A 25996-nucleotide genomic window follows, 5' to 3' on the forward strand; every position below is an offset into this window, starting at 1 on the left:
TGGAAAGTATAGCGCTTGCAAATAAATCTTCATTAGTAATTTTAACAAAGCGCTAGAACAAATCTCAGCAATGCTTATTAGAAAAGGTGGGAAAGAAAAGAGCTAAAAGCACGATTACGGCTTTTTGTTTGTCGCCAATTCATGCAGAATACCGTGGTAATTCTAAAGGAGAGCACAGACGTGACAAAAATTGGTGTATTTGGCGCTAACGGTCGAATGGGAAGAGTATTAATAGAAGCTTGTTATGAGCATACGGATGTGTCGCTTGGTTTTGCAAGCGTTCGAGACGGCTCTGCCTTGGCGGGCATCGATGCAGGTGAGTTGGCTGGGGTCGCAAAACAATACATAAATGTGTGTGAGTATAGTAAACAGCCTAGCGACATAGCAGATGTAATTGTCGATTTTACGCTACCTCAGGCTCTTCAGGCCAACCTTGATTGGTGTGTACAACACAATAAACCAATAGTAATTGGTACAACTGGCTTGAGCGAGCAGCTTTTATCAGCCATTGATACAGCGGCTAAGTCAATACCGATAGTGTTCGCAGCAAACTACAGCGTTGGTGTTAATCTATTGCTTAGTCTCGTGCGTCAAACGAGCGCAGTGATGGGTGATATCGCTGATATCGAAATTGTTGAAGCACATCATCGTTTTAAAAAAGATGCGCCTTCAGGCACAGCAATGGCTATAGGCGAAGCTATCGCAGATGAATTAGACAGAGATCTTAATTCCTGCGCAGTTTATGGAAGAGAGGGCGATACCGGTGAAAGAGAGCACCAAACCATAGGTTTTAGTACAATTAGAGCTGGCGACATTGTTGGTGAGCACACCGCGATATTTGCCACTATAGGTGAACGTATCGAATTAACACACAAAGCATCTAGTCGTCTCACTTTTGCCAATGGCGCATTGCGAGCAGCTATTTGGTTAAAGACGAAGCCACCAGGCTTGTATACAATGCAGAATGTATTGGGCTTAGGCGAGTAATGTCATATAAATCGCATAAACACCAAGATGTCAAAGTGTGTTTATGCGTAGTTCATCATAATAATAGTGTTAAATGCTTATTTTCGTCACTTTTGTGGCGGCTTTTGAGAAAAAAATAGACCAAACTATTTCATTAATATATACTCATTGGAATTTGCCACCAATTTGCAATTTCGCGCAGGGCGCACGCAACTGTTTATGGCAAGAAAAGCTATAAACGTTTGGAAAGCGTTAATGCGTTGAGAGTGTAAAGTTTCGCGAAGAAGCGACAATTTTCCTTTTTTTACTAAAGGTACAATTGTTTTTTTCGGAAATAGCATCTTCATTGCTATTTCCCTTGTTACCTTTAATTTTAGGAGGTTGACTTGGCTATTTCTGCCCTTTTAGTGCTCGAAGATGGTTCTATTTTCAATGGTTCAGCAATCGGTGCTTCCGGTTACAGTGTCGGAGAAGTTGTTTTTAATACTTCAATGACCGGATATCAAGAGATCCTAACCGACCCATCATACGCCGAACAAATCATTACGCTCACTTATCCTCACATCGGTAACACCGGAACTAATTCAGAAGACGTCGAATCCGACAAAATTTGGGCCAAAGGCTTAGTTATCAGAGATCTTCCGCTAATCGCGAGTAATTTCAGAAATGAACAAAACCTGTCTGACTACCTTTCTGATAATAATATTGTTGCTATCGCTGATATTGACACCCGTCGACTGACTCGAATTTTGCGAGATAAAGGTGCGCAACGAGGATGCATTGTTGCTGGCGGTGCCTTGTCGGAAAGTGACGCTTTAGACAAAGCAAGATCTTTTGCTGGTCTTAAAGGAATGGACCTTGCGAAAGTGGTGACTCGTAAGGTATCAGAAGCATGGACTGATGGCTCATGGGAACTGGGTAAGGGTTATGCTGTCGATCAATCAGAGCTTCCATATCACGTTGTTGCGTATGATTTTGGTGCAAAAAATAATATTTTACGAATGTTAGTTGATCGCGGTTGTCGTCTTACAATAGTACCCGCTGAAAGCACAGCTGAGGAAGTGCTTGCACTCAATCCTGACGGTATATTTTTGTCGAACGGCCCCGGCGACCCCGAGCCCTGTACGTATGCTATCGATGCAATAAAAGTATTTCTCGATAAATCATTGCCTATTTTTGGTATTTGTTTGGGCCATCAACTTTTAGCTTTAGCGAGTGGTGCTAAAACACAAAAAATGAAATTTGGTCATCATGGTGCTAACCATCCAGTGAAGGACCTTGCTAGGAATGTGGTCATGATTACTAGCCAAAACCACGGTTTTGCTGTTGATGAGACATCTTTGCCAGATAACTTGAAAGTCACGCATGTTTCGCTATTTGACCAATCACTACAAGGTATCGAGCGTAACGATAAGCCAGCTTTTAGCTTTCAAGGCCATCCTGAAGCAAGCCCAGGCCCGCACGATGCTGCGCCATTATTCGATCGCTTTATTGAGCTACTAGCTAAAGCGAAAAACAACACTCAAGCCAAATAGTAGGAATAAGACTATGCCAAAACGTACCGACCTCAAGAGTATACTAATTCTTGGTGCTGGGCCTATTGTGATTGGTCAGGCTTGCGAGTTTGACTATTCCGGCGCACAGGCCTGTAAAGCACTTCGTGAAGAAGGCTACAGAGTAATACTCGTCAACTCTAATCCTGCGACTATCATGACTGACCCTGAGATGGCCGACGCTACTTATATAGAACCGATTCAATGGGAAGTTGTTCGCAACATTATCGATAAGGAACGTCCCGATGCGGTATTACCAACCATGGGTGGGCAGACCGCGCTGAATTGTGCACTGGACCTTAACAAACATGGTGTGCTTGACGAATTCAATGTTGAACTAATCGGTGCTTCCGCAGATGCAATCGATAAAGCTGAAGACCGAGAGCGATTCGACAAAGCCATGAAATCTATCGGACTTGAGTGTCCTCGGGCTGAAATCGCCCATACGCTTGAGCAAGCTCATGATGTTCTGACTCGAATTGGTTTCCCATGTATTATTCGCCCATCTTTTACCATGGGCGGAACTGGCGGTGGTATTGCTTACAACAAAGATGAGTTTAATGAAATCTGTACTCGTGGCTTAGATTTATCTCCCACCTCCGAATTGCTTATTGATGAGTCACTCATTGGCTGGAAGGAGTACGAAATGGAGGTGGTTCGCGATAAAGCAGATAATTGCATTATTGTATGTACCATTGAAAACTTCGATCCTATGGGGGTGCATACTGGTGATTCAATCACCGTTGCCCCTGCTCAAACGCTCACTGATAAGGAATACCAAATTATGCGCAACGCTGCCATGGCAGTGCTGCGAGAGATTGGTGTAGAGACTGGCGGTTCAAATGTTCAGTTTGGTGTATGTCCAGACACTGGTCGTATGGTAATTATTGAGATGAACCCTCGGGTTTCTCGCTCTTCAGCATTAGCATCTAAAGCTACCGGCTTTCCAATCGCTAAAATAGCAGCGAAGCTAGCGGTTGGCTTCACGCTTGACGAATTGGCCAACGATATCACCGGAGGCTTAACGCCTGCATCTTTTGAACCTTCAATTGATTACGTAGTAACCAAAATTCCTCGTTTTAATTTTGAAAAATTCTCTGGTGCTAACGACCGCCTCACCACCCAGATGAAGTCGGTTGGCGAGGTTATGGCTATCGGACGAAACCAACAAGAATCCTTGCAAAAAGCACTGCGGGGCTTAGAAGTTGGTGTAACTGGCCTCGATCCTATTCTTGACTTAGATGATCCTGAAGCTAAAAATAAACTCATTTACGAACTTCGTGAACCAGGTGCTGAACGTATTTGGTACATCGGCGACGCCTTTAGAATGGGTATGTCAGTTGACGAAATTTTCGGCCTGACAAATATTGACCGTTGGTATCTGGTACAACTAGAAGAGATAGTTCAGTTAGAGCAACTTGTAGAAAGAATTGGCCTTTCAGAAGTAGACCATAGCTTAATGCGAACATTAAAGCGCAAAGGCTTTGCTGACGCAAGACTCGCTGAATTAACCAAAGTTGCAGAAAGTGATGTGCGAGATATGCGTAAGAAATTTGATATCTTACCTGTGTATAAGCGCGTTGATACCTGCGCCGCTGAATTCAGCACCTCTACCGCATATATGTATAGTACTTATGATGAGGAGTGTGAGTCGGCTCCGTCAAACAAGGACAAAATCATGGTGCTTGGTGGCGGGCCAAACCGAATAGGACAGGGCATAGAGTTCGATTACTGCTGTGTTCATGCAGCTCTCGCTATGCGCGAAGACGGCTATGAAACTATTATGGTTAACTGTAACCCAGAAACAGTTTCTACTGATTACGATACGTCAGATCGCTTGTATTTCGAGCCAGTCACCTTAGAAGATGTGTTAGAAATTGTGCGTGTTGAACAACCCAAAGGCGTGATAGTGCAATATGGCGGGCAAACACCGCTAAAACTAGCTAGAGCACTTAAAGAAAACGGCGTTCCTATCATCGGTACGTCTCCCGATGCTATCGACCGAGCAGAGGATCGAGAACGTTTCCAGCACATGGTGAATAAATTAGGTTTAAAGCAACCTGAGAATGCGACTGTGAGCAACATGGAAGAGGCACTTCTGCGCGCAGAAGAGATAGGCTTTCCTCTTGTAGTGCGCCCATCATATGTATTGGGCGGACGAGCAATGGAAATTGTTTACGACCTGAAAGACTTAAGACGTTACCTAAATGAAGCAGTAAAAGTGTCAAATGACAGTCCCGTGTTATTAGACCGCTTTCTAGACGATGCTATTGAAGTTGATATTGATGCGATTTGCGATGGTGAGCAGGTCGTTATTGGTGGGATTATGGAGCATATTGAACAAGCGGGTGTCCATTCTGGAGATTCTGCATGTAGCTTGCCTCCATATTCGTTATCAGAAGATGTGCAAGATGTTATGCGCAAGCAAGTTACCGAGATGGCACTGGAACTTGAAGTTGTCGGTTTGATGAATACCCAATTTGCCATTAAAGACGGCGAAGTTTATTTGATCGAGGTTAACCCACGCGCTGCGAGAACGGTACCTTTTGTGTCGAAAGCGACAGGCGTGCCCTTGGCAAAAGTAGCAGCAAGAGCAATGGCTGGGACATCTTTACAAGCACAAGGCTTTACCAAAGAAATTATTCCTCCATTTTTCTCGGTCAAAGAGGTTGTGCTGCCATTTGCTAAGTTCCAAGGTGTTGACCCTTTGCTAGGTCCTGAAATGCGCTCTACTGGCGAAGTAATGGGAGTAGGGAATGGTTTTGATGAGGCGTATGCGAAAGCTAACTTAGGAGCGTCTGCGCCACTGCCTGTTAAAGGAAAGGTATTATTGTCGGTGCGTAACAACGACAAACAACGCTTGATAGGCTTAGCTCGCGAAATGATCGAGCAAGGCTTTAGTGTTGAGGCTACCAAAGGAACGTCAAAGTTCCTAGAAGAGCACGGTGTTGCTTGTGGTGTGGTGAACAAGTTGTCCGAGGGTAGGCCCAACATTGTTGATGCTATAAAAAATGGCGAATATTGCTATGTGGTAAATACGACGGAAGGGAGACAAGCGATAACCGATTCTGTTTATATTCGTCGTGAAGCCCTACTCAATAAAATTAGCTACACGACAACTCTGAACGCTGCCTTTGCGACCCTAAGCGCGTTAAATGCAGATGCAAAAGTGAATGTCACTTCTGTTCAAGAGTTACATGAAAGAGTGAACGCACAGCCCTAATACTGCGTTTTTTTGGAGCATAGTGGTTCTGCTACTTTTGTCTGTCAAAAAATAGTATATAATTCTATGTAATACACGAAAGAAGAATGCGCTCTACACGAGCGCATTTTGTCTTTTAAGCGCATTAGCAAAAAATCTGAGGAAGAAGAGTACAGTCATGACCAAATATCCAATGACAGCGCACGGCGCTCAAATGCTTACTGAAGAGCTGCAAGAACTTAAGAAAGTGAAGCGACCTGAAATAATTAAATCTATCGCTGAAGCCCGTGAGCATGGTGACTTAAAAGAAAATGCTGAATATCATGCAGCACGAGAGCAGCAGAGCTTTTGTGAAGGCCGGATTCAAGATATTGAGGGCAAATTATCAAATGCTCAAATTATCGACGTGACTAAAATGCCTAACACAGGCAAGGTGATTTTTGGTACGACCGTCACTGTAATGAACACTAAAAATGATGAAGAGATTACCTACAAGATAGTGGGCGATGATGAAGCAAATATTAAGAATTTGCTTATCTCGGTAAACTCTCCAATTGCTAGGGGCTTAATTGGTAAAGAAGTCGATGATGTGGTGAATATTCAAACACCCAACGGCGTGATTGAATACGAAATCATTGAAGTACAATATATTTAGTCTATAGACCAATTAATCTGTATTCACACTCTTTATTCAGTGGTGCATTTATTGCCTTAAGCACCACTGTTATTATTCCTTGTATACTAATTTTCTTTATTTAACCACTCGGTTGCTTTTGTGAGTGCTTCAGTACGATTATTTACAAAAGCATCTTTCGGTAGAATATCAGTGAATCCCATTCGTTGAAGTTTTTTCTTTGAACTGTCCTGTTTAACCAGCATGATTATGTGCTTCTCGAGCTGGTTGGCATCTTTGATTAAGTTTTCTATCGCCAAGGCAATGGTGTCATCTAAAAACGACACGTCACTTAAGTCAATGATAATAACTTTGTGCTCAGTCATGCTGCTCAATTCACGAGAAAGTGCTTTAGATACGCCAAAGATCATTGTGCCACTTAGGTAGAAAAATAAAATTTGGCCGTTAGCTTTGTTAAGCAATTTGCGTTGCTCGATAGTTAAAGGAAGCCTGCCATCAACATCGCTTATGGCCTTAATGTTTTTTGCTTGTGAGGCGCTGAGCTTCTCAATAGTAATAATATTTGCAATAAATACACCGATGCCTACAGCAACCACTAAGTCGACAAACACAGTAAGCAGCAAAACTGCTAACATGATAAGAGAAGACTGCTTAGATACCTTGTGAGCGCGTTTTATAAAGCTCCAATCAAGTATATCGATGCCAACCTTCACTGCTATTCCTGCTAACACTGCAATAGGTATGGTCGCGATTAAGGTCGATGCGCCAAATATTGCAACAATTAACACGGCAACTCTCACCAAACCTGAGAGCGCGGTTCTCGCCCCAGCCTGAATATTTACCACCGTCCCCATAGTTGCACCAGCGCCTGGCAAGCCCCCAAATAAACCGGACATCATATTACCTATGCCCTGTCCGATAAGCTCTTTATCTGACTTATGTTCACTGCGGGTAAGGTTGTCGGCGATCACAGAGGTGAGCATCGAGTCTATGCAGCCTAGCATGCCAAGCACAATACCATCGAGTATCATCGTTTTGATCTGGTCTGGCGTAAATTCAGGCAGGATTAGTGTTGGCAGACTCACGTTTATTTCCCCGATGCGACGAATATCGACCGTTTGGAAAAAAATAACCGATACGATAGATATCATGATTAAAGCAATGAGCTGTGGGGGTACAATATTTTTAAGTTTCTTGGGTGTTAAATACAAAATTGCGATAGTTGCAGCGGCCATGCCGAGTTCTATGAAGCTCACGTTAGCGATAATTTCTGGTAATGCGCTAAGCGTGCCGATAACGCCACCGCTTGGCGCTACTGACCCCATTGCGGGTGCGAGTTGCATAACAATTAAAATACATCCAATACCAGACATAAAGCCTGATATTACACTGTAGGGCATCATAGTGATGTACTTGCCAAGCTTCATTACACCAAAAATGATTTGTGTTAGTCCTGCGATCATAACCACAGTGAACGCCATAGCAATGCCGTTATCGGGGTTGTTCGCAATCAGAGTGGTTACTACCGCAGCCATGATTACTGTCATAGGGCCGGTAGGCTCTGAAATAAGAGTAGGGGTACCACCAAACAATGCGGCAAAAAGACCGATAATAATCGCACCGTATAAACCAGCCTCAGGACCTACACCAGATGCTACACCAAAGGTTAATGCTAGAGGAAGAGATACAATTGCTGCGGTAACACCACCCAGTATATCGCCACGCAGATTAGTTCGATTAATGGTATTAAAAATTTGCACACTCACTACCTATTATTATAATTATCAAAAACAATGTGACTAATTACGCATAAATAAGGCGCTCGAGTGAGCGCCTTATTTCTATTTAAAGTATATCAATTTACTCGTTAAACAGTGGTTTGATCTGCTGTCGCATGTCGTTTGTCAAAGCGCTTTGAGGAGCGAGAAATTACGATCCCCCCTAAGATTGCAGATAAAAGGGAACCCGCTAGAACGCCCACTTTTACACTGTTGAGATAGTCGACACTGACATTTTCGAAGGCCAAGGTGCCGATAAAGAGACTCATCGTGAAACCGATACCACAGAGTATGGATGCGCCATAAAGCTGACCCATGGTAACCCCAGCCGGTAGTTTCGCCACACCCACTTTCACGGCTAGCCAACATGCCCCGAAAATGCCAACCTGTTTACCAATAAATAGGCCCGCCATTACACCAACAACGATGGGGTTAAATATTTGTTCGGCTGTTGTGCCTACTATCTGAACACCCGCGTTTGCAAAAGCAAAAATAGGTAATATAGCAAATGCTACCCATGGGTGAAGTTTGTGCTCCAAGTGCGGCAACATGGCTTGGCCGCTCCTGTTTTTCCCCTTTAAAGGTATAAATAAGGCCATGGCGAAGCCCGCTAATGTGGCATGAACGCCTGATTTCAACACCGCGGCCCAAATAATCACCCCGATGATGATATACATGCCTTCTGATTTTACCTTCATGCGGTTAAACACAAACATGATTGATAGGCCAATTGCAGCGATAACTAATGATGTAGTCGAAAGTTCCGCTGAATAGAACAGCGCGATAATAATAATGGCACCGATGTCATCAAAAATAGCGACTGATAACAAAAAGAGCTTAAGCGTAATCGGTAATGACTTACCAAATAGACTGAATACGCCCAAGGCAAAGGCTATATCGGTTGCTGCGGGGATTGCCCAGCCATTGATACCGACAGGCTCGTCGTAGTTGAAAAAAACATAAATGAGTGCTGGAACAGTAATTCCCGCTATGGCACCTATCGCAGGAAGCATTATTTGGTCACGTGATTGTAGGTGACCTGCAAGCACTTCGCGCTTTACCTCCAGACCAACTAAGAAAAAGAAGATAGCCATTAAGCCATCGTTTACCCAAAGTATAAGAGGTTTATTTACCTCAAATGCGCCAAACTTTACCGCTACGGGTGTAGAGAAAATATCGTTATAAAAAGAAACTAAAGGTGTATTTGCCATTACCATAGCAAGCAGTGCTGCAAAGACGAGAAGAACACCGCCGGCAGCATCATGATGAAATACCTGTTTCAACTTCGCGATCATAAATTTTCCTCTAATGAATTATTTTTATATTTTTAATTATTGCACACGTTTATACGTGAAAAACCAATTAAGGAAAAGTCGATTAACTGGACTTTATTCTTCGAATTTTACGAGCATTTAGCTCAAAAATACTATGCTTTATATCGAGTTAGCTGGCTTTCTCTGTATAAGTATAGCCACTATAAACAATAGACCAAAAAAAGCATAAATGGGAATATTTCCCAATCTTCTGTATGGCGTATACCCAGATACTAAGCTTACTTTTTGAGTAATGGTGCTTGCCTCAAACTGCGTAGCCTGCTTTTGTATATTGCCTCGATGGTCAATAAAAGCGGTAAGGCCATTATTAGTCGCTCTGAGAACGGGAAGGCCAAACTCTTTTGCCCGTACTTGCGCTATTTCTAAATGCTGATGTGGGCCGTGAGAATTACCAAACCAAGCGTCATTACTGACAGTGACGATCAAGTCAGTATCGTCAAATAAATTCGCTAATATTTGTTTAGGAAAAGCTATTTCAAAACAAATAGCAGGCGCCATCTTAAGACCATTTGAGGCTAAGTTACGCTGCACGTAATCACCTCGGCTGAACGAAGACATCGGCAAATCAAAAATGGGTGCCAACTCTCTTAATACTGACTGAAAAGGGACAAATTCACCAATCGGTAGCAGATGATGCTTACTAAATCTATTATTATGCCCATAGCGATAGGGAAGAGTACTTTGCCCGTTTTCGTTGTTACCGAGGCTGAGCAAGCTATTATAAATCTTATCGTTAGCATACTGATAATCGACTATGCCAGTGATAAGAGCGGTGTCTGAGTCACGTGCTTTGAGGTCTAATGCGGCTAGAAAATCGACAGCCTTAATTTCCAGTTTTGGTATAGCGGCTTCGGGCCAGATAATAATATCTGAATTCCAGTGAGCTTCTGTCAACGCAAGGTATTTATTCATGGTTGGAAGGTCTTGCTCAGGCACCCATCGCATAGTTTGCTCAATGTTGCCTTGCACCATCGTTACCAATTTGCTCTCACCATTAAGTGTTGCCCAATGATATTGGTTCAACACCCATGAGGAGGCAATAAAAAGGACAAAAAGCACAATGCTGTTTAAGCCATTTACTTTCACACCGATTGTGTTCTTCTGGATGCGAAAGTTTTGTCCAATACTCAGTGTGATTAGAATGAGAAAAGCTGATACTCCCACTTCACCTACAATGGGAAGCCAGCCAGTTAAACCGCCATGCAACTGACTATACCCGATTGACAACCATGGGAAACCCGTTAGAAAATGAGCTCTGCACCACTCAATAAGTAGCCAAGCGAAGGGGATAACAAGAGGCCATAAGCGTTTACTTATATACTTATTTGTCACCCATATTGCGCTGGCGAAAAAAACTGCGAGGTAGCTACATAGGGCTACCATCATGCCGATTGACACCACAAGTGGCAAGCCGCCATGGTCTGCAATGCTAACATGTACCCAACTGATACCGGCGCCAAAATAACCAAAAGCAAAACACCATGCTAATTTGAAGTGTTTGCCTTCGCTAATATGGTGCAGGTAGAACCATAAAGAAAAGCTAATATAGGGTAACCACCACAGGTTGAATGGCGCGAAAGCGAGGGTATTGCTTGCACCGAGTAAAAATAATACTGTGGCTTTGGCGTAGAAGTTTATCGGTTAATCCTCATCAGGAAGAGTGACTTTTAATTGCAAGATCCGCCTCTTATCTGAGTTAGTCACTTTGAATACTAAATTTTCAATAGTCACTTTGTCATCAGTATTTGGCATGTGACCAAAGGCTCTGAGTACAACGCCCCCAATCGTATCAGAGGCCTCTTCATTTAAATTGGTTTCGAAAAAACGATTAAAATCGTCAACGGATGTTAAGGCTTTCACGCTGTAGGTATGCTTGTTGAGTGGGCGTATTTCGTCCGATTCATTGATTTCAGTATCAAATTCGTCTTCAATTTCCCCAACAATTAGCTCAAGAATATCTTCTATCGTTACTAAGCCAGATACACCGCCATATTCATCAACAACTATCGCCATGTGATAGCGCTGTTGGCGAAACTCTTTTAAGAGAACATCGACGCGTTTGCTTTCAGGGACGATAATGGCCTCGCGCAATACTTCTTTAAGATGAAATTCTTTACCAGGAATAAAGGCATAGGGGAGCAAGTCTTTGGCAAGTAAAATGCCTTCAATATGGTCTTTGTCTTCAGAAATAACGGGGTAACGAGAGTGAGCGTTGTCAAGCAGAATCGGTAGGAACTCATCTACATCCTGCTCTATATCGACGGTAACCATCTGAGCACGAGGTATCATGATATCTCTTACTCGAATCTCATTGACCGACATCACGCCTTCAATCATTTCACGCGTTTGAGGGTCAATGAGTTCACGTTGTTCGGCATCAGAAATAACTTCTGATAGTTCTTCCTTGTTTCTCGGTTCCCCTCTAAAAGTTTGGCTGAGCTTTGCGAGCCAGCTTTTATTAGAGGAACCGTTGGTAGAGTGGGGGTTGTCGTCGCTCATGATTTTTGTTATGTCCTATTTTTGTTTCGCATATTCATGTTCACACCTTTCAACATCATCTGTGATCTTGATAAGGGTCGTCAATAGCTAATTTAGCCAGTATTTCAGTTTCGAGTGTTTCCATCTCTTCTGCCTCATCATCTTCTATATGGTCGTAACCCAGTAAATGCAATAGGCCGTGTAGGGTAAGATGTGCCCAGTGATCAATTACCTTTTTACCTTGCGTTTGTGCTTCGGCCTCAACAACAGGAGCGCAAATAACTAAATCGCCTAAAAAGGCTAACTCAATGTGCTCGGGTGACTCGAAGGGAAAGGATAAAACATTTGTTGCTTTATTTTTACCGCGATAAGTATGATTAAGCGTTTGCGACTCGTCATTACCACAAACACGAATAGTCACCTCCAGGGGCTCACTATCTGATTCATTTGCTGTTGAGCAAGCCGACTTATCGCTCTTTTGTTGGTCCTTTAGTAGTGATATACCCGTGTTCAGCCAAAGGCTAAAATCGTCTGCAGTGGGCAAACTATGTTTGATATCCTTCTGATCAACGACTAGCTGAAGGTCAAGCAGGATCGTCATTATTCTTATTCTGCTCGTCTCTCAAACGCTTTTTTTCAGCAGCCTCAGCTTCTTTTTTTGCATCATAATGCTCGTAGGCTTCTACAATACGAGCTACCACAGGATGGCGAACAACGTCTTGTGCGGTAAAAAAGTTAAATGATATATCATCAACGTCAGCTAATACTTCTATTGCATGGCGTAGGCCAGATTTAGCGCCGCGCGGTAGGTCGATTTGAGTAATATCACCTGTGATGACTGCCTGTGAGTTGAAACCTATACGAGTAAGAAACATCTTCATTTGTTCAACGGTCGTATTTTGACTTTCATCTAGGATAATAAAAGCATCGTTGAGGGTTCGACCGCGCATGTAAGCAAGAGGGGCGACTTCGATAACGTTGCGTTCAATTAATTTTTCAACTTTCTCAAAGCCCAACATTTCAAACAAAGCGTCGTAAAGAGGGCGCAAGTAAGGGTCAACCTTTTGTGATAAGTCACCGGGCAAAAAACCTAATTTTTCGCCAGCTTCAACTGCTGGTCGCGTAAGTAAGATTCTACGAATGTCTTGGCGTTCCAATGCATCAACCGCGCAGGCTACCGCCAGATAAGTCTTACCAGTGCCAGCAGGACCTATCCCAAAAGTGATGTCGTGATTGACTACGTTAGCAACGTACTGAGATTGATTTGGATTACGAGGCTTAATTACGCCGCGTTTAGTTTTGATGTGAACTTCTTTACCGTAGTCTCGAGAGTCGGCAACTTCCATGCAATTCGCTTCTTGAATGGCAAGGTGTACCTGATTTGCTTCGAGCACCGGCACGCTGCCTTTTATAGCTTGGGTCTCGATGTATAGCAACTTAAGAAGTTCACTTGCACCATTTGCCTGTTGGGCATTACCCATCACTTTAAATTGATTATTGCGATAAGTAATTTCTACTCCCAAGCGACGCTCAATCTGTTTGATATTGTCGTCAAAAGGGCCGCAAAGGCTAGACAATCTTTTGTTATCTTCTGGTTGCAATATGATTTCGTTACTAACTAATTGACTCAATATGTTTCCTTTATCACTAAAATCTAGTTTGCTGGTACGAATTGGTTAACACCAAGATCATCTGAACTGGGCTGCTTCGCTAAAATACTTTGAGGCGATATGGCAACGCGTAAGCCCATGTCACTCTCTCGTTTAACTACTATGCCACGCAAGGAGTTGCTGTAAACATCGGTAATCTCAACGTCAACAAATTCGCCAATCATGTCGGGACTACCTTCAAAGTTAACGACACGGTTATTTTCTGTTCTTCCGGTGAGTTCCATCACATTTTTCTTAGATGGCCCTTCAACAAGTATGCGTTGTGTGCTCCCAAGCATCGCCCTGGCGATACGCAGAGCATTCTGGTTGATGCGTTGTTGAAGTATCTGCAAGCGTTGTTTCTTGGTTTCTTCGCTCACGTCATCAACGATGTCGGCTGCCGGCGTTCCAGGGCGCGAGCTATAGATAAAACTGAAGCTCATATCGTAGTCCACCTTCGCAATGAGGTCCATTGTCGCTTCAAAGTCGGCGTCGGTTTCCCCAGGGAAGCCTATGATAAAGTCGGACGACATACATAAATTGGGGCGAACTTTCTTAAGCTTGCGAATGATAGACTTATACTCAATAGCGGTGTGGCCACGCTTCATTTGATTAAGTATGCGGTCTGCACCACTTTGTACCGGAAGGTGAAGGTGGTCAACTAACTCTGGAATATGTTTATAAGCCTCAATAATATCGTCGGTAAATTCGACCGGATGCGAGGTTGTGTAACGAATACGATCTATTCCGTCGATGGAGGCAACGAGTTCAAGTAACTCTGCAAAGCGGCAGATACTTCCGTCGAAATGCTGGCCTCTAAAAGCGTTAACATTTTGGCCTAGCAAATTAACTTCTCTAACGCCTTGCGCAGCAAGTTGAGCAACTTCCAGTAAGACATCGTCTACAGGGCGACTTACCTCTTCACCACGGGTGTAAGGGACTACGCAAAAGCTGCAATATTTTGAGCAGCCTTCCATAATAGATACAAAAGCACTGGGCCCATCAGCACGAGGTTCAGGCAAACGATCGAATTTTTCAATTTCAGGAAAGCTCACATCAACAACGGCCTTATTTCCACTCTTAATATCTTTGATCATTTCGGGCAAGCGATGCAGGGTTTGTGGACCAAAAACAATATCGACAAAGGGAGCTCTTTTGCGAATTTCAGCGCCTTCCTGTGATGCAACACAGCCACCCACACCAATAATTAATTCTGGTTTATCGTTTTTCAGGTTTTTCCAACGACCCAACTGATGAAACACTTTTTCTTGTGCTTTTTCACGAATTGAACATGTATTTAGAAGGATAACATCGGCCTCTGCAGCTTCTTCAGCAAGTGTGTAGCCATGCGTAGAGTCGAGTAAGTCTGCCATTTTTTCCGAGTCATACTCGTTCATTTGGCAACCCCAAGTTTTGATAAATAACTTCTTATTCATAGTTTCGCTGTATTGTTTTCGTTGGCTAGCAACTGTGTTTACCGTCGTCATGAACTTAGTTATTGCTTGTCGCTTCTGTGCGAAGCTTTTTGCAGAGTAACAAAGTAAAATGCTGTTCGTAAGAAGTAGAAAGCCACTCATTTGGAAAAAGTGACACTGCTTCAAATTTGCCGCCATTTTAGCGCTAAACACCTCTATTGGCTAGCAATCGCCGCACAATCGCTGATTTAACTTCAAAGCCAAAGATTTTTGGCTATTGCTGGCCACAAATCCATTGAAAAGTATTACGAACAAGGAAAATTATCGAGACTGATAACGCCAACACATAAGATTCTTCAGTAAACTGTGATAGCCTATAAATATTATTAGCGTGCATGTTGTGACAAACTTCGTGCTGGAACGCGCTGTGACTTAGATAAAGACAGAATTAGAGTATTGATGATTAACGTAGATTACTGTGTGTTTGGTGGCGGTATGATTGGCTCAGCGGCTGCTTTAGGCTTAGCCCGATTGGGTTATAGCGTTGCCGTAGTGGAAGCCCAAGAACCGCATGGATTTGATCCGACAGAACTGCCTGATCTGCGAGTGTCGGCATTAAATCGTTACACTCAGAAGCTATTGGCTGATTATGCAGTCTGGGATGATGTTCTTGCCATGCGAGCACAGGCTTACAATAAATTGTCGGTGTGGGAGCAAGCGAATTCTGCATTACATTTCGAAGCTGCAGAGCTTGGAGAGAGTTATCTTGGCCATTTTGTAGAAAACCGAGTGTTGCAACTTGCATTACTGAATAAGCTTAAAAGCGACTACGCTAGCAAGGTAAGCATTCATTATTCAAAAGCAAAGCACGTTAAGCTTGGCTTTGAATACGATAAAAACAACGAAGCCAATGTACAACTTGGTAATGGTGAAGCAATCAGTGCAAGGTGCCTGATCGCTGCCGATGGGGGCTTTTCGCAACTTCGAGACATAGCGTCAATCGGAATAACGGGTTGGCAATATAAACAAAAAGCCAATGTGTTTTTGGTTAAAATGAAGGCTGATTTTGAGCCGCAAACGTGGCAAGAGTTTACGCCAAATGGTCCCTTGGCTTTCTTACCTCTATTTAACGGCTATGCAAGCTTAGTGTGGTACGCTGATGTGCAGCAATCCTCTCGTTTGGCAACAGCGACATTATTACAGTGCAAAGAAATGATTGTTCAAGCGTTTCCACCATTGCTGGCAGACTTCGATTTGTTAGATAAGATCTCTTTTGGTTTAAGACGCATGCATGCCAATCAATATTGGCGTGAAAACTTGGTGTTGTTAGGCGATGCAGCACATCAAATAAATCCGCTCGCCGGGCAAGGGGTAAATTTAGGCTTTAAAGACGTTGGCGCGTTGATTGAATCTATAAAAATTAACCCCATATCCATTGCAAGTCAGCAGGCCTTTGTCGACTATGAAAGAGCACGACGCCCGCAAAATTTATTGATGATGACGGCAATGGATGGGTTCTATCACACTTTCAGCAATAATATTAGGCCACTAAAACGTATTCGAAACTTAGGCGTGAAAGCGGCCAATGCAGGCGGTTTTTTAAAACAGCGCGTATTAAAATATGCAATGGGCATAGAGTAGGGAAGAGCAATGTCAGTATTAGGAATTTTAGCAGTATTATTTATTTCATTGATAATCATCGTGCCGATGTTAGAAAAGTCGAGCATTCGAATATCGCAAGAAACGCAAAGTAAGTTCGCTCGTTGGATCATTCCACTATTACTCATATCGGTACTTATTCAATTGTTTTTCTTTTTGTAGAAAAAAGGGCTTTTAACAAGCCCTTTGTACTCTGATAATGAAGCGAAAGAGCTTATTTCCAAATGTTGTCGGTTGTTTCACCTTGGATCTCACAGTCTTTTTCTATGAAGTCCATTTTAGCACTTGCCTTACGTTTTTCATTGTAGTCTTTAGTGACTGCCACGATAGTGGGAGTGAGTAGCACGATTGCAATAATATTCACCACTGTCATTAGCCCTAATGCCATATCTGCCATGTTCCACACTGTTTGTAAGCTTTCTCTTGAGCCCCAAAATATCATCAATAAGTAACCTGAGGTGTAAAAAATCCGCCCTAGTTTATTGTCGAGTTTAAAAATGTGTAGATTACTCTCTCCGTAAGCATAATTGGCAACTACTGAGGTAAATGCAAACAAACAAATAGCAGCGGCAACAAAGTCTCCTCCAAAGAAACCTAGGTGAGATTCCATGGCTGACTGTGTTAATCGTATGCCTTCGCGCTCTCCGGTCATCCCGTTACCTGCGAGTAAAATAATAAAAGCGGTGGCCGTACATAAGATCATGGTGTCAATGAACACCCCCAACATTTGCATATAACCTTGTGATACCGGGTGATTTGGATGTGGTGTTGCACTAGCCGCCGCCTGAGGTACGCTACCTGAACCTGCTTCGTTAGAATAAAGGCCGCGTTGTATACCGTTCTTCACGGCCGCCGCAAAGGCTCCAGCACCGGCTTCTTGCAAACCAAATGCAGAGCTTACAATATCGTAGAGCACCGCAGGTAAGAACTGTATATTAATGACGGTAATACCCAAGGCTACTAATACATATGCGATACCCATAAATGGCACGACAAATTCCGCAAAACGTGCAATTGCTCTTAGGCCGCCAATAACGATTGCGCCGGCCAAGACAATAATTGCCAATCCAGAATAAGTCGTTGATATACCATAGCTGTTATTGAGCGCGTCGGTAATCGTATTTGCTTGAACCGCAGAAAATACAAAGCCGTAGCCAAAGAATAAACAAAGGGCAAAAAGAACGGCAAACCAACTATTTTTTAGGCCTTGCTTGATGTAATAAGCAGGCCCACCTCGGTATTCGCCGTTTTCATCTTTGATTTTATATACTTGCCCTAGAACGCTTTCTGCATAACCCGTCGCCATTCCTAAAAGAGCAATAACCCACATCCAAAAGACAGCACCGGCGCCGCCCAAAGAAATTGCTACAGCGACACCGGCCAAGTTACCGGTTCCGACTCTTGCAGATAAACTAGTACACAATGCTTGAAATGAGCTGATGCCGGCAGCGTCGCTTTTGGTGCTGCCTTTGAGCAGGCTAAACATGTGTTTGAAGTTAAGGATTTGGATGAATTTGAGTTTGAAAGTAAACCAGATACCTGCAATAAGCAGCATATATATAAGAACTTGGCCGTTACCCCAAAGCAGATTATTCACTGCGTCGACTATGCTATTTATCAAAATATATTCCCTTAAACGCAAAAAACGCCGGATAACCGGCGTTCTAAAAATATGGCTGGGGTAGCAGGACTTGAACCTACGAATGGCGGGATCAAAACCCGCTGCCTTACCAACTTGGCTATACCCCAATATAATCAAGGAAACCCTAGATTACAATAGTGCGTATTGACCGTGTGATACTTCGCTTAAGAAGTTGGACTCACTTAGTCGCTTTTTACATTACATACAAACCAACAACTGAAATGGCTGGGGTAGCAGGACTTGAACCTACGAATGGCGGGATCAAAACCCGCTGCCTTACCAACTTGGCTATACCCCAACAATGTTTGGTGCGGAAGGAGAGACTTGAACTCTCACGCCGTGAAGCACTGGAACCTAAATCCAGCGTGTCTACCAATTCCACCACTCCCGCGTATTTCAGTCACTATTTACAGAGTAAAAAGTGTATTGGTGGCTACGGCGGGACTCGAACCTGCGACCCCATCATTATGAGTGATGTGCTCTAACCAGCTGAGCTACGTAGCCATCAAAGTACTCATCTGCGATGCTTGTCCGCTTCAGAGTGGCGCGTATTATGCTTAGTTGAACTGTGGTCGTCAACCCCTTTTTTACACGAAACATCCAGTTGCTTAAAATTTAGTCTCAATAGTTCAAAAAATTCCCACTTTAGTTGTTTAGTGGGCGATTAGGCTCTGTTTTTGTTCTCGATTCTTGGCAATATACCACTTGCTATGTCAAAGGCCTGCATTTGACTCCTAAGCTTGTCACCTAATCTAGACTTGGGGAATTTAGGCACTCGTGATTCATCTGTTTCGTAATTGTTTTGCTTGAAAGCTTGGGCAAACTCTTTATCGTCTTCGGTTAGACCTTTGTGTCTTGTTCGCGCCGATAATTGACTTATTTTTTTTACACTATTGTGCCGCGAGAAACGCGCAAAACCTTTGAACTCAAAGTGTTCCTCGACGTGCCTTTGGCTAAGGTGCAACAAAGCATCAATGAAGCTGAAGAGGAAAGCATTCTCCGACGCAGACTCAGTGATCACGTTTAATTGTTGTAGCGTGAGTAATTCAGGTAGTTGCGTGCTGTCACTCTTCACATAATCTAATACGATAAGTTGTTGTCCATTGGCAAGAGGAAGTAGATTACTGAGGGCGAACTTGCCACCATCATATTCTAACTTAGCGATCACTTGCTGCAGGCGACTTATGGGCAATGCAATGTCGTCGTCATCCGTGTTAGTGTTTCTCGACATGGCCATAAGAGGCAAGTCGTGATGGCAACTGAACGGGGTCGTGGTTTTGTCCTCTTCATTATATTTAACCAGCTCTCGTACTTCGTGTTCTCTAGCTTTAAGTAGCGCTAGATAAGCCGTCTGAATTATTTCCGAGGAGGGTAGTTGCGGCTCAACACGCCAACGTCTGCCGTAAACAATTTTCTTGCATCCTTGCTTGGCTTTCGATAGTTCTGCTTTTGATAAATAGTTGTCAACGCCAATGATACCAACCTGTATAAAAATACCCCCGTTATCTTCATCAACAAAAAGCAAATAGCATGAGTCGTAACTTATATCCGCTACTATCGTTTCTACGGATTCTATCGTGTGATGATATGACAAGTAGTGCTGCGGAATACAGTTTGTACCGTCATCGAGTTGTACTTGTGGCGCTCTAGGCATCGGTGTTTCACCGGGTAACAATGGAAGTTGTGATTTCATACGTACGACACCAAATCTGATTACCTAAATAGACCTACAAATTGCAGGGTAAATTTCGTTATGGAGCTAAATACGCTAAAAATAAATTTAAAGTTTTAAACAAAAGGGCTTTTTATTATGCGAATTTATTCAGTGATTATAACAATTAGGTAAAAACTAGAATTGAGAAAGAAAAAAGCCTTCGTGAAGAAGGCTTGTAGAATTACGATAACTTAATTAATGCTTACACATTGAAACGGAAGTGAATAACGTCGCCATCTTTTAGAATGTAGTCTTTGCCTTCCAATCTCCATTTACCGGCCTCTTTTGCACCGGCTTCACCGTTGTTAGCGATATAATCATCGTAGCCAATAATTTCAGCTCGAATAAAACCTTTTTCGAAATCGGTATGTATTTTTCCGGCACCCTGTGGCGCTGTAGAGCCTATTGGATAGGTCCATGCTCGCACTTCTTTTACACCAGCGGTAAAGTAGGTTTCAAGTGTAAGTAAACTATAACCAGCTCTTATTACGCGATTTAGCCCCGGCTCGGTAAGGCCAAGTTCGTCCATAAATTCCGCTTTTTCATCGTCTTCTAGTTCTGCGATATCAGATTCAATAGCTGCGCAAACGCTTACCACTACGGCGTTTTCCTTAGCGGCAATTTCTTTGACTTTGTCGAGGTATGGATTGTTGTCAAAACCATCTTCACTTACGTTGGCGATATACATGGTTGGTTTTAACGTTAAGAAGTTCATGTAGGCGATTGCCGCATTTTCTTCCTTGGTCAATTCAACAGCACGAAGCAATTCACCTTCATTTAAGTGAGGTAATATCTTCTCTAGGACTTTCAGTTCAAATTTAGCATCTGCGTCGCCACCTTTAGCGCGTTTTGCGACTCGTAATATTGCTTTTTCGGTGGTTTCTAAGTCAGACAAGGCAAGTTCAGTGTTGATAACGTCGATATCTTCTTGAGGGTTAACTTTCCCCGCAACGTGCACGATGTTTTCATCATCAAAACAGCGCACTACGTGTCCAATTGCATCGGTTTCACGGATGTTGGCTAAGAACTTATTACCCAAGCCTTCACCTTTTGAGGCACCAGCAACAAGGCCCGCAATATCAACAAACTCCATAGTGGTCGGAATAACGCGTTCCGGTGATACAATTTTTGCTAAGGCATCTAAGCGCTCGTCGGGCACAGGAACAACACCAGTGTTAGGTTCAATTGTGCAAAAAGGAAAGTTCGCTGCCTCAATACCAGCTTTGGTAAGAGCGTTGAAAAGAGTAGATTTACCTACGTTTGGTAGACCAACAATGCCGCATTTAAAACCCATGGGGGAGTTCCTCTATCAATGATGCTGATGAAATACAGCATCGTTATTTATTCTGCTTTGAATGAATGTAAGCGCTGTGTGGCAGCGGTTAAACCATCTCTAAATAGTATCTCGACACAACGGATAGCCTCATCAATAGCGGCATCCATTTTATCTTGTTCGTCTTTAGGCGCTCTGCCTAGTACGTGGCCAGTAACTTTGCCTTTATGGCCTGGATGACCGATACCGATGCGTAAACGCAAAAAGTCACGTTGGTTTGCTAGTTTAGCGACAATGTCTCGAATTCCGTTTTGAGTTGAACTACCACCAAGCTTGAATTTCACTATCCCAGGTTCAAAATCGAGTTCGTCGAAAGCAACTAACAATTCAGAGTGGTCGATCTTATAAAAATTGGCAAGAGCACCAACGGATTGGCCGCTTTTATTCATGAAGGTAGTTGGGATCAGGAGACGTACATCTTTGCCGTTAAGAGTGAAACGACCGGTAAAACCATAAAACTTACTTTCAAACTTTAAAGGACAATTAAACCTTGAAGCTAAGCTTTCCACAAACATAGCACCCGCATTGTGACGAGTATTTTTATATTCGGGGCCTGGATTTCCCAGGCCCACGATAAGACGAATGTCAGCCAAGCTGATTATTCCTCTGAAGCCTCTGCGTCACCTTCAGCAGCATCTTCTTCAACTGCTGGGCCTTTTGCTGCTTTAACTGTTACTACAGCTAAGTCGTGTGACTCACCTTTAGTAAGTTCAACAGAATCAACGCCTTTTGGCAACTTGATGTCAGAAATGTGCAAAGTCTGACCTAGTGCAACGTCCATAAGGTCAACTTCGATGAACTCAGGTAAGTCTTTCGGCATACAAGTGATTTCGATATCAGCCATGTGGTGCTCTGCGTGACCGCCTTCAACTTTGATAGATGCAGCAGCATCTTCGTTAATGAAGTGTAAAGGTACGTTAGTTTGTAGAGCTTGACCGGCAATAACACGCTGAAAGTCAATGTGCATTACTTTTGGTTTGTAAGGGTGGCGCTGCATGTCTTTTACGAGTGCTTCTACTTTTTTACCATCAACGTTGATAGTAAGTACGTGCGAGTAGAATGCTTCAAACTCTTGTGCTTGAAGTACTTTGTTGTGCTCTAGTGTTAATGAAACAGGTGCGTCTTCACCACCATAAAGGATAGCAGGCACTTTATCCTGATGACGAAGGCGGCGGCTCGCACCTTTCCCTAGGTCAGTACGGACAGTTGCATCCAATGTAAATATTGCGTCAGACATATGATGTCTCCAAATTGTGAGTAAGATTCATTCGGTTTTGCGACCAAACCGAATACAATTTCGTTTGTAATAATGACTAAACGAAAGCCCGTAGCTAAACGGGCGGCGCATTCTATCACTGGGCTGGGGTTGGTACAATATGCTTTTGATAAAAACAGCCATTCTTCCATTGCTTTACGCAGAATAATTAATTTATTTGGATTAACACCGCGACCTGAGCGGCCCAGCGGCGTTATTTGCAAGAACTATCTAAACGATCAGTTTTGAGCATTGACCACTCATTAGTTAACACTACTAAGCTTTCTTTTAAAGAACCGTTTCTCTTGTTCAATAAGGCATAATTTAACTAGGTCTGGAGTGATGTCATGAATAATCCGAAGCGATCATATCGTTTAAGCTGAAAAGGAGGCATTGCCTAGGCAGTCTTTTCACAAAGGCCTTTTTGACAAACAAGATGTGTCTTGTTGTATGCCTCAAACTTTAAAAACACCACCTTATTATTAACTATAAATACATTCTATTAACATAATTGTTACATTTAACTATTTACTTGCTACTATGCGTTGAAGAGTAAGAAGTTTGACTAGTTATACCTTTGCTAATTTATGAGTATTCGTACTGACAAAAATCACAAAGGTTGCTAGTCGATTACTGTTGCCGCAGTTATATAACCAAACTTTGCTTACTCACTACCTTACTTGTAAACGGATGTTGAGAGCAATCTAAGCTTCTTTATTTTGCACAAACACGAATAAATAATAATAAAGTTAATATTGAAGAGTATGTTATGAATAAAAGCGCATTACCATTGTTTAGAAAAACTACCCTATCTACTCTTGTGGCCTTCTCACTAGGTCTAAGTTCACAGTCTTTGATGGCACAAGAAAATGTTGAGACCAAGGAAGAGGAAAACACTGAATTTGAGGTTATTTTAATCACGGGGACAAAAAGAATAACCGGTTTGCAAGAAACACCCGTTGCGATAACAGTAACGAGTGCTGAAGCTATTGAGCAAACCAAAGTATTAGATATTCAGGATCTACAAACACTCGTACCAACCCTCCGCGTTACGCCATTACAACGTTCAACAAATACCAATTTTTCCATTCGTGGCTTTGGAAACGGTACTAACAATACCGGTATTGAACCATCTGTTGGTGTATTTATCGACGGCGTTTATCGCTCTAGAGCTGCTGCTCAAATAGGAGACTTGCCACGTTTAGAGCAAGTCGAAGTGCTGAGTGGACCACAAAGTACTTTGTTCGGAAAAAATGCCTCTGCAGGGGTCATTAGTGTTCGCACGCAGGCACCATCTTTTGCTCCTGAGGGAAAAGTAGAGCTGGGTATTGGGAACTTCAATCAAAGGCTCATGAAGGGCTACTATACCAATGCGATTAACGATGAGATGGCCTTTAGTGTTTCTGCGGGCTTAAATAAACGAGACGGTTTTACCGAGAGTGTCGTGGGTTTAGGAGAGCTAAATAACAGAGACCGCTGGAATCTACGAGGTCAATTTCTCTACGAGCCAACAGAAGATGTCAGTGTGCGTTTCATCGCAGATTATAGTGAAATAAGCGAAGCGTGTTGTACCGTTGCCGATGTTATAAATGGCCCTACGACAGCAGCAGTTAGAGCGCTAGGTGGTGTAGTGTTAGACGAAGCTGACCCGTTTGCTTTTGAGTCTGCGTTGAACATCGATCCTAATAACGATGTAGAAGATGGCGGGATTTCCCTTCAGGTCGACGTAGATTTCGACACTTTTGCACTGACTTCAATCACCGCAATACGTAATAACGAATCAAATTACTTTGTTGATGTTGATTATACTTCACTTGATATATTAACCGAGAGTGGCTACACCGATATTCAAACACTCACTCAAGAATTTCGTCTTACTTCAACAACCGAAAGTAATTTCAACTGGATGGTAGGTGCCTTTATCTTCTCTGAGGATGTTGATACTGGTGATACTCTTTTCTACGGAGATGACGTAAGAAGTTATTTTGATGCTTTAGGCTTAGCGCCGTTGTTGGCTGGTGTAGAGGGTGTGTTTGGCTTAGCCCCGAACACTTTCTTCTCCGCCGGGCCCACAATTACGTCAGACTTTACTCAACGAAATGATGCTTATTCGCTATTTGTAAATTTCGACTATGCATTAACAGAGCAACTAACAGCAACCTTGGGTGCAAACTACACTAAAGACGAAAAAGACGTCACAATCGACTCGACTAACTCCGAAGCACTATCGGCAATCGACCTGAATAACGATTTAACATTATTTGGTGTGCCATTGCCATTCATTGATAGCTTGGCGCCATTTATTCCAACCTTGCGAGGCGTTCAGTTTTTACCGCAGCAACTTGAGTTCCCCAATGCTGTGGAAAGTGGAAATAGTAATGACAGTGACACTACGTGGAGCCTCCGTTTAGCCTATGAATTGAATAAAAATTTCAATTTCTTTGCAACTGCTGCAACTGGCTTCAAAGCAACATCATGGAACCTGTCTCGCGATACTAGACCTTTTCCCGGTGACGCCCAAGCATTGACCGATGCTGGCTTAATTCAAGCAAATCAGAATTACGGAACCCGATTTGCTGGCCCTGAAGAAGCGAAAGTATACGAGCTAGGTATGAAGTCTCGTTTTGCTTATGGTGCATTAAATGTGACTTTGTTTGACCAAACAATCGAAGGTTTTCAATCTAGTACCTTCGTTGGTACAGGGTTTGTGTTAGCTAATGCAGGCCAGCAATCAACAACTGGGATTGAATTTGATGCTAACCTGCGGCCAACTGATGATATCGTGCTTACTTTTGGAGGCACTTTACTCGACCCTGTATATGACTCTTTCGTAGGTGGCGCTGGTGTTAATGGGCCTGAGGACTTGAGTGGCGAGAAGCCTGCTGGTATTCACGAACGCAGTTTCACTGCTGGCATTACTTACAACTTTGATTTAAGCGATGACATTACTGGCTATGTTCGCAGTGATTATTTATATGAGAGTGAGGTGCGTTTGGTGGCAAACGTGCCAGAGTCGCTAACGCGCAAAGTGAATACGGTAAATGCCAGTGCCGGACTAAACTTCGATAGTGGCCTTGCACTGCAGATTTGGGTGCGAAATTTAACGAACGATGAGTATTTCTTATCGGCATTTCCACCGCCAATACAAGCGGGGAGCTTCAACGCTTACCCGAATCAACCTCGTACGTTCGGAGCATCGGTGTCTTACGAGTTTTGATCTTGTGAATGCTAAATTGACATAGCGAGGGGGCCGCAATTTGTGGCCCCTTTTTGTGCCGATAACTAAATTCAGAGCAATAAATGCTATTGATGGTAGTTTAGACGCGCTATCAGCCTTTTTGATACATGCTAATTCATAATTATGCTTGGCTTTATTATCAAAGC

General features: G+C 43.0%; 19 protein-coding genes and 4 tRNA genes. 7 read left to right on the forward strand and 16 right to left on the reverse strand.

Annotation, left to right across the window (positions count from 1 at the left end; all coding sequences use genetic code 11):
• Positions 1-180 precede the first annotated feature (180 nt).
• The 4 genes from dapB to greA all read left to right on the forward strand — a co-directional run bounded on the left by dapB (position 181) and on the right by greA (position 6376).
• Positions 181-987, forward strand: a complete 807-nt coding sequence (gene dapB / locus ISG33_RS03865) for a 4-hydroxy-tetrahydrodipicolinate reductase (RefSeq protein ID WP_195732213.1) — start codon at positions 181-183, stop codon at positions 985-987.
• Between the two features lie 365 nt (positions 988-1352).
• Complete coding sequence (gene carA / locus ISG33_RS03870) at positions 1353-2501, forward strand: glutamine-hydrolyzing carbamoyl-phosphate synthase small subunit (RefSeq protein ID WP_195732214.1); 1149 nt, start codon at positions 1353-1355, stop codon at positions 2499-2501.
• Positions 2502-2514: 13 nt separating this feature from the next.
• On the forward strand, positions 2515-5742 hold the full coding sequence (carB, locus tag ISG33_RS03875; RefSeq protein WP_195732215.1) for a carbamoyl-phosphate synthase large subunit: 3228 nt from the start codon (positions 2515-2517) through the stop codon (positions 5740-5742).
• Between the two features lie 157 nt (positions 5743-5899).
• Positions 5900-6376 carry a transcription elongation factor GreA gene (gene greA / locus ISG33_RS03880; RefSeq protein ID WP_195732216.1) on the forward strand — a complete coding sequence of 159 codons (477 nt, stop codon included), beginning with the start codon at positions 5900-5902 and terminating at the stop codon, positions 6374-6376.
• 86 nt (positions 6377-6462) lie between these two features.
• Here the strand turns inward: greA and ISG33_RS03885 are convergent, their stop codons facing one another.
• From ISG33_RS03885 to miaB, 7 genes are all read right to left on the reverse strand, one after another.
• Complete coding sequence (locus tag ISG33_RS03885; protein WP_195732217.1) at positions 6463-8115, reverse strand: SulP family inorganic anion transporter; 1653 nt, start codon at positions 8113-8115, stop codon at positions 6463-6465.
• 107 nt (positions 8116-8222) lie between these two features.
• On the reverse strand, positions 8223-9428 hold the full coding sequence (gene nhaA / locus ISG33_RS03890; RefSeq protein ID WP_195732218.1) for a Na+/H+ antiporter NhaA: 1206 nt from the start codon (positions 9426-9428) through the stop codon (positions 8223-8225).
• 138 nt (positions 9429-9566) lie between these two features.
• A complete protein-coding gene (gene lnt, locus ISG33_RS03895) occupies positions 9567-11105 on the reverse strand; it encodes an apolipoprotein N-acyltransferase (RefSeq protein ID WP_195733025.1) in 1539 nt (512 codons plus the stop codon).
• Positions 11106-11108: 3 nt separating this feature from the next.
• On the reverse strand, positions 11109-11966 hold the full coding sequence (corC, locus tag ISG33_RS03900; protein ID WP_195732219.1) for a CNNM family magnesium/cobalt transport protein CorC: 858 nt from the start codon (positions 11964-11966) through the stop codon (positions 11109-11111).
• A 55-nt stretch (positions 11967-12021) separates the two neighbouring features.
• On the reverse strand, positions 12022-12546 hold the full coding sequence (ybeY, locus tag ISG33_RS03905) for an rRNA maturation RNase YbeY (protein WP_195732220.1): 525 nt from the start codon (positions 12544-12546) through the stop codon (positions 12022-12024).
• Positions 12530-13576 (reverse strand): PhoH family protein, encoded by a 1047-nt coding sequence (locus ISG33_RS03910; RefSeq protein ID WP_195732221.1) that lies wholly within the window; start codon positions 13574-13576, stop codon positions 12530-12532. The genes ybeY and ISG33_RS03910 overlap by 17 nt, the downstream gene beginning before the upstream one ends.
• Before the next feature lie 23 nt (positions 13577-13599).
• Entirely contained in the window at positions 13600-15030 is a 1431-nt protein-coding gene (gene miaB / locus ISG33_RS03915) for a tRNA (N6-isopentenyl adenosine(37)-C2)-methylthiotransferase MiaB (protein WP_195732222.1), read from the reverse strand.
• Positions 15031-15468: 438 nt separating this feature from the next.
• On the opposite strand from miaB, the gene ISG33_RS03920 reads away from it, so the two are divergent.
• Both ISG33_RS03920 and ISG33_RS03925 read left to right on the forward strand, forming a co-directional pair.
• Positions 15469-16650: an FAD-dependent monooxygenase gene (locus tag ISG33_RS03920; RefSeq protein WP_229333448.1), complete on the forward strand. Its 1182-nt coding sequence runs from the start codon at positions 15469-15471 to the stop codon at positions 16648-16650.
• Positions 16651-16659: 9 nt separating this feature from the next.
• Positions 16660-16830, forward strand: a complete 171-nt coding sequence (locus ISG33_RS03925) for a hypothetical protein (RefSeq protein ID WP_195732224.1) — start codon at positions 16660-16662, stop codon at positions 16828-16830.
• 52 nt (positions 16831-16882) lie between these two features.
• On the opposite strand, the gene ISG33_RS03930 is transcribed toward ISG33_RS03925, so the two are convergent.
• The 9 genes from ISG33_RS03930 to ISG33_RS03970 form a co-directional block, all read right to left on the reverse strand.
• On the reverse strand, positions 16883-18289 hold the full coding sequence (locus ISG33_RS03930) for an alanine/glycine:cation symporter family protein (RefSeq protein ID WP_195732225.1): 1407 nt from the start codon (positions 18287-18289) through the stop codon (positions 16883-16885).
• A gap of 52 nt (positions 18290-18341) precedes the next feature.
• A tRNA-Gln gene (locus ISG33_RS03935) sits at positions 18342-18417 on the reverse strand.
• Positions 18418-18532: 115 nt separating this feature from the next.
• A tRNA-Gln gene (locus tag ISG33_RS03940) sits at positions 18533-18608 on the reverse strand.
• Positions 18609-18616: 8 nt separating this feature from the next.
• Positions 18617-18701: transfer RNA gene (locus ISG33_RS03945), tRNA-Leu, on the reverse strand.
• Between the two features lie 36 nt (positions 18702-18737).
• Positions 18738-18814, reverse strand: a tRNA-Met gene (locus ISG33_RS03950).
• 160 nt (positions 18815-18974) lie between these two features.
• Complete coding sequence (locus ISG33_RS03955; protein ID WP_195732226.1) at positions 18975-20003, reverse strand: hypothetical protein; 1029 nt, start codon at positions 20001-20003, stop codon at positions 18975-18977.
• A gap of 223 nt (positions 20004-20226) precedes the next feature.
• On the reverse strand, positions 20227-21318 hold the full coding sequence (gene ychF, locus ISG33_RS03960; RefSeq protein ID WP_195732227.1) for a redox-regulated ATPase YchF: 1092 nt from the start codon (positions 21316-21318) through the stop codon (positions 20227-20229).
• 47 nt (positions 21319-21365) lie between these two features.
• A complete protein-coding gene (gene pth / locus ISG33_RS03965; RefSeq protein ID WP_195732228.1) occupies positions 21366-21950 on the reverse strand; it encodes an aminoacyl-tRNA hydrolase in 585 nt (194 codons plus the stop codon).
• Positions 21951-21955: 5 nt separating this feature from the next.
• Positions 21956-22594 (reverse strand): 50S ribosomal protein L25/general stress protein Ctc, encoded by a 639-nt coding sequence (locus tag ISG33_RS03970; protein ID WP_195732229.1) that lies wholly within the window; start codon positions 22592-22594, stop codon positions 21956-21958.
• A gap of 787 nt (positions 22595-23381) precedes the next feature.
• On the opposite strand from ISG33_RS03970, the gene ISG33_RS03975 reads away from it, so the two are divergent.
• Positions 23382-25829 carry a TonB-dependent receptor gene (locus ISG33_RS03975; RefSeq protein WP_195732230.1) on the forward strand — a complete coding sequence of 816 codons (2448 nt, stop codon included), beginning with the start codon at positions 23382-23384 and terminating at the stop codon, positions 25827-25829.
• Positions 25830-25996: the final 167 nt, after the last annotated feature.

Origin of the sequence: Marinibium conchae (genome assembly GCF_015595035.1) — a bacterium.
GTDB lineage: Bacteria > Pseudomonadota > Gammaproteobacteria > Enterobacterales > Alteromonadaceae > Glaciecola.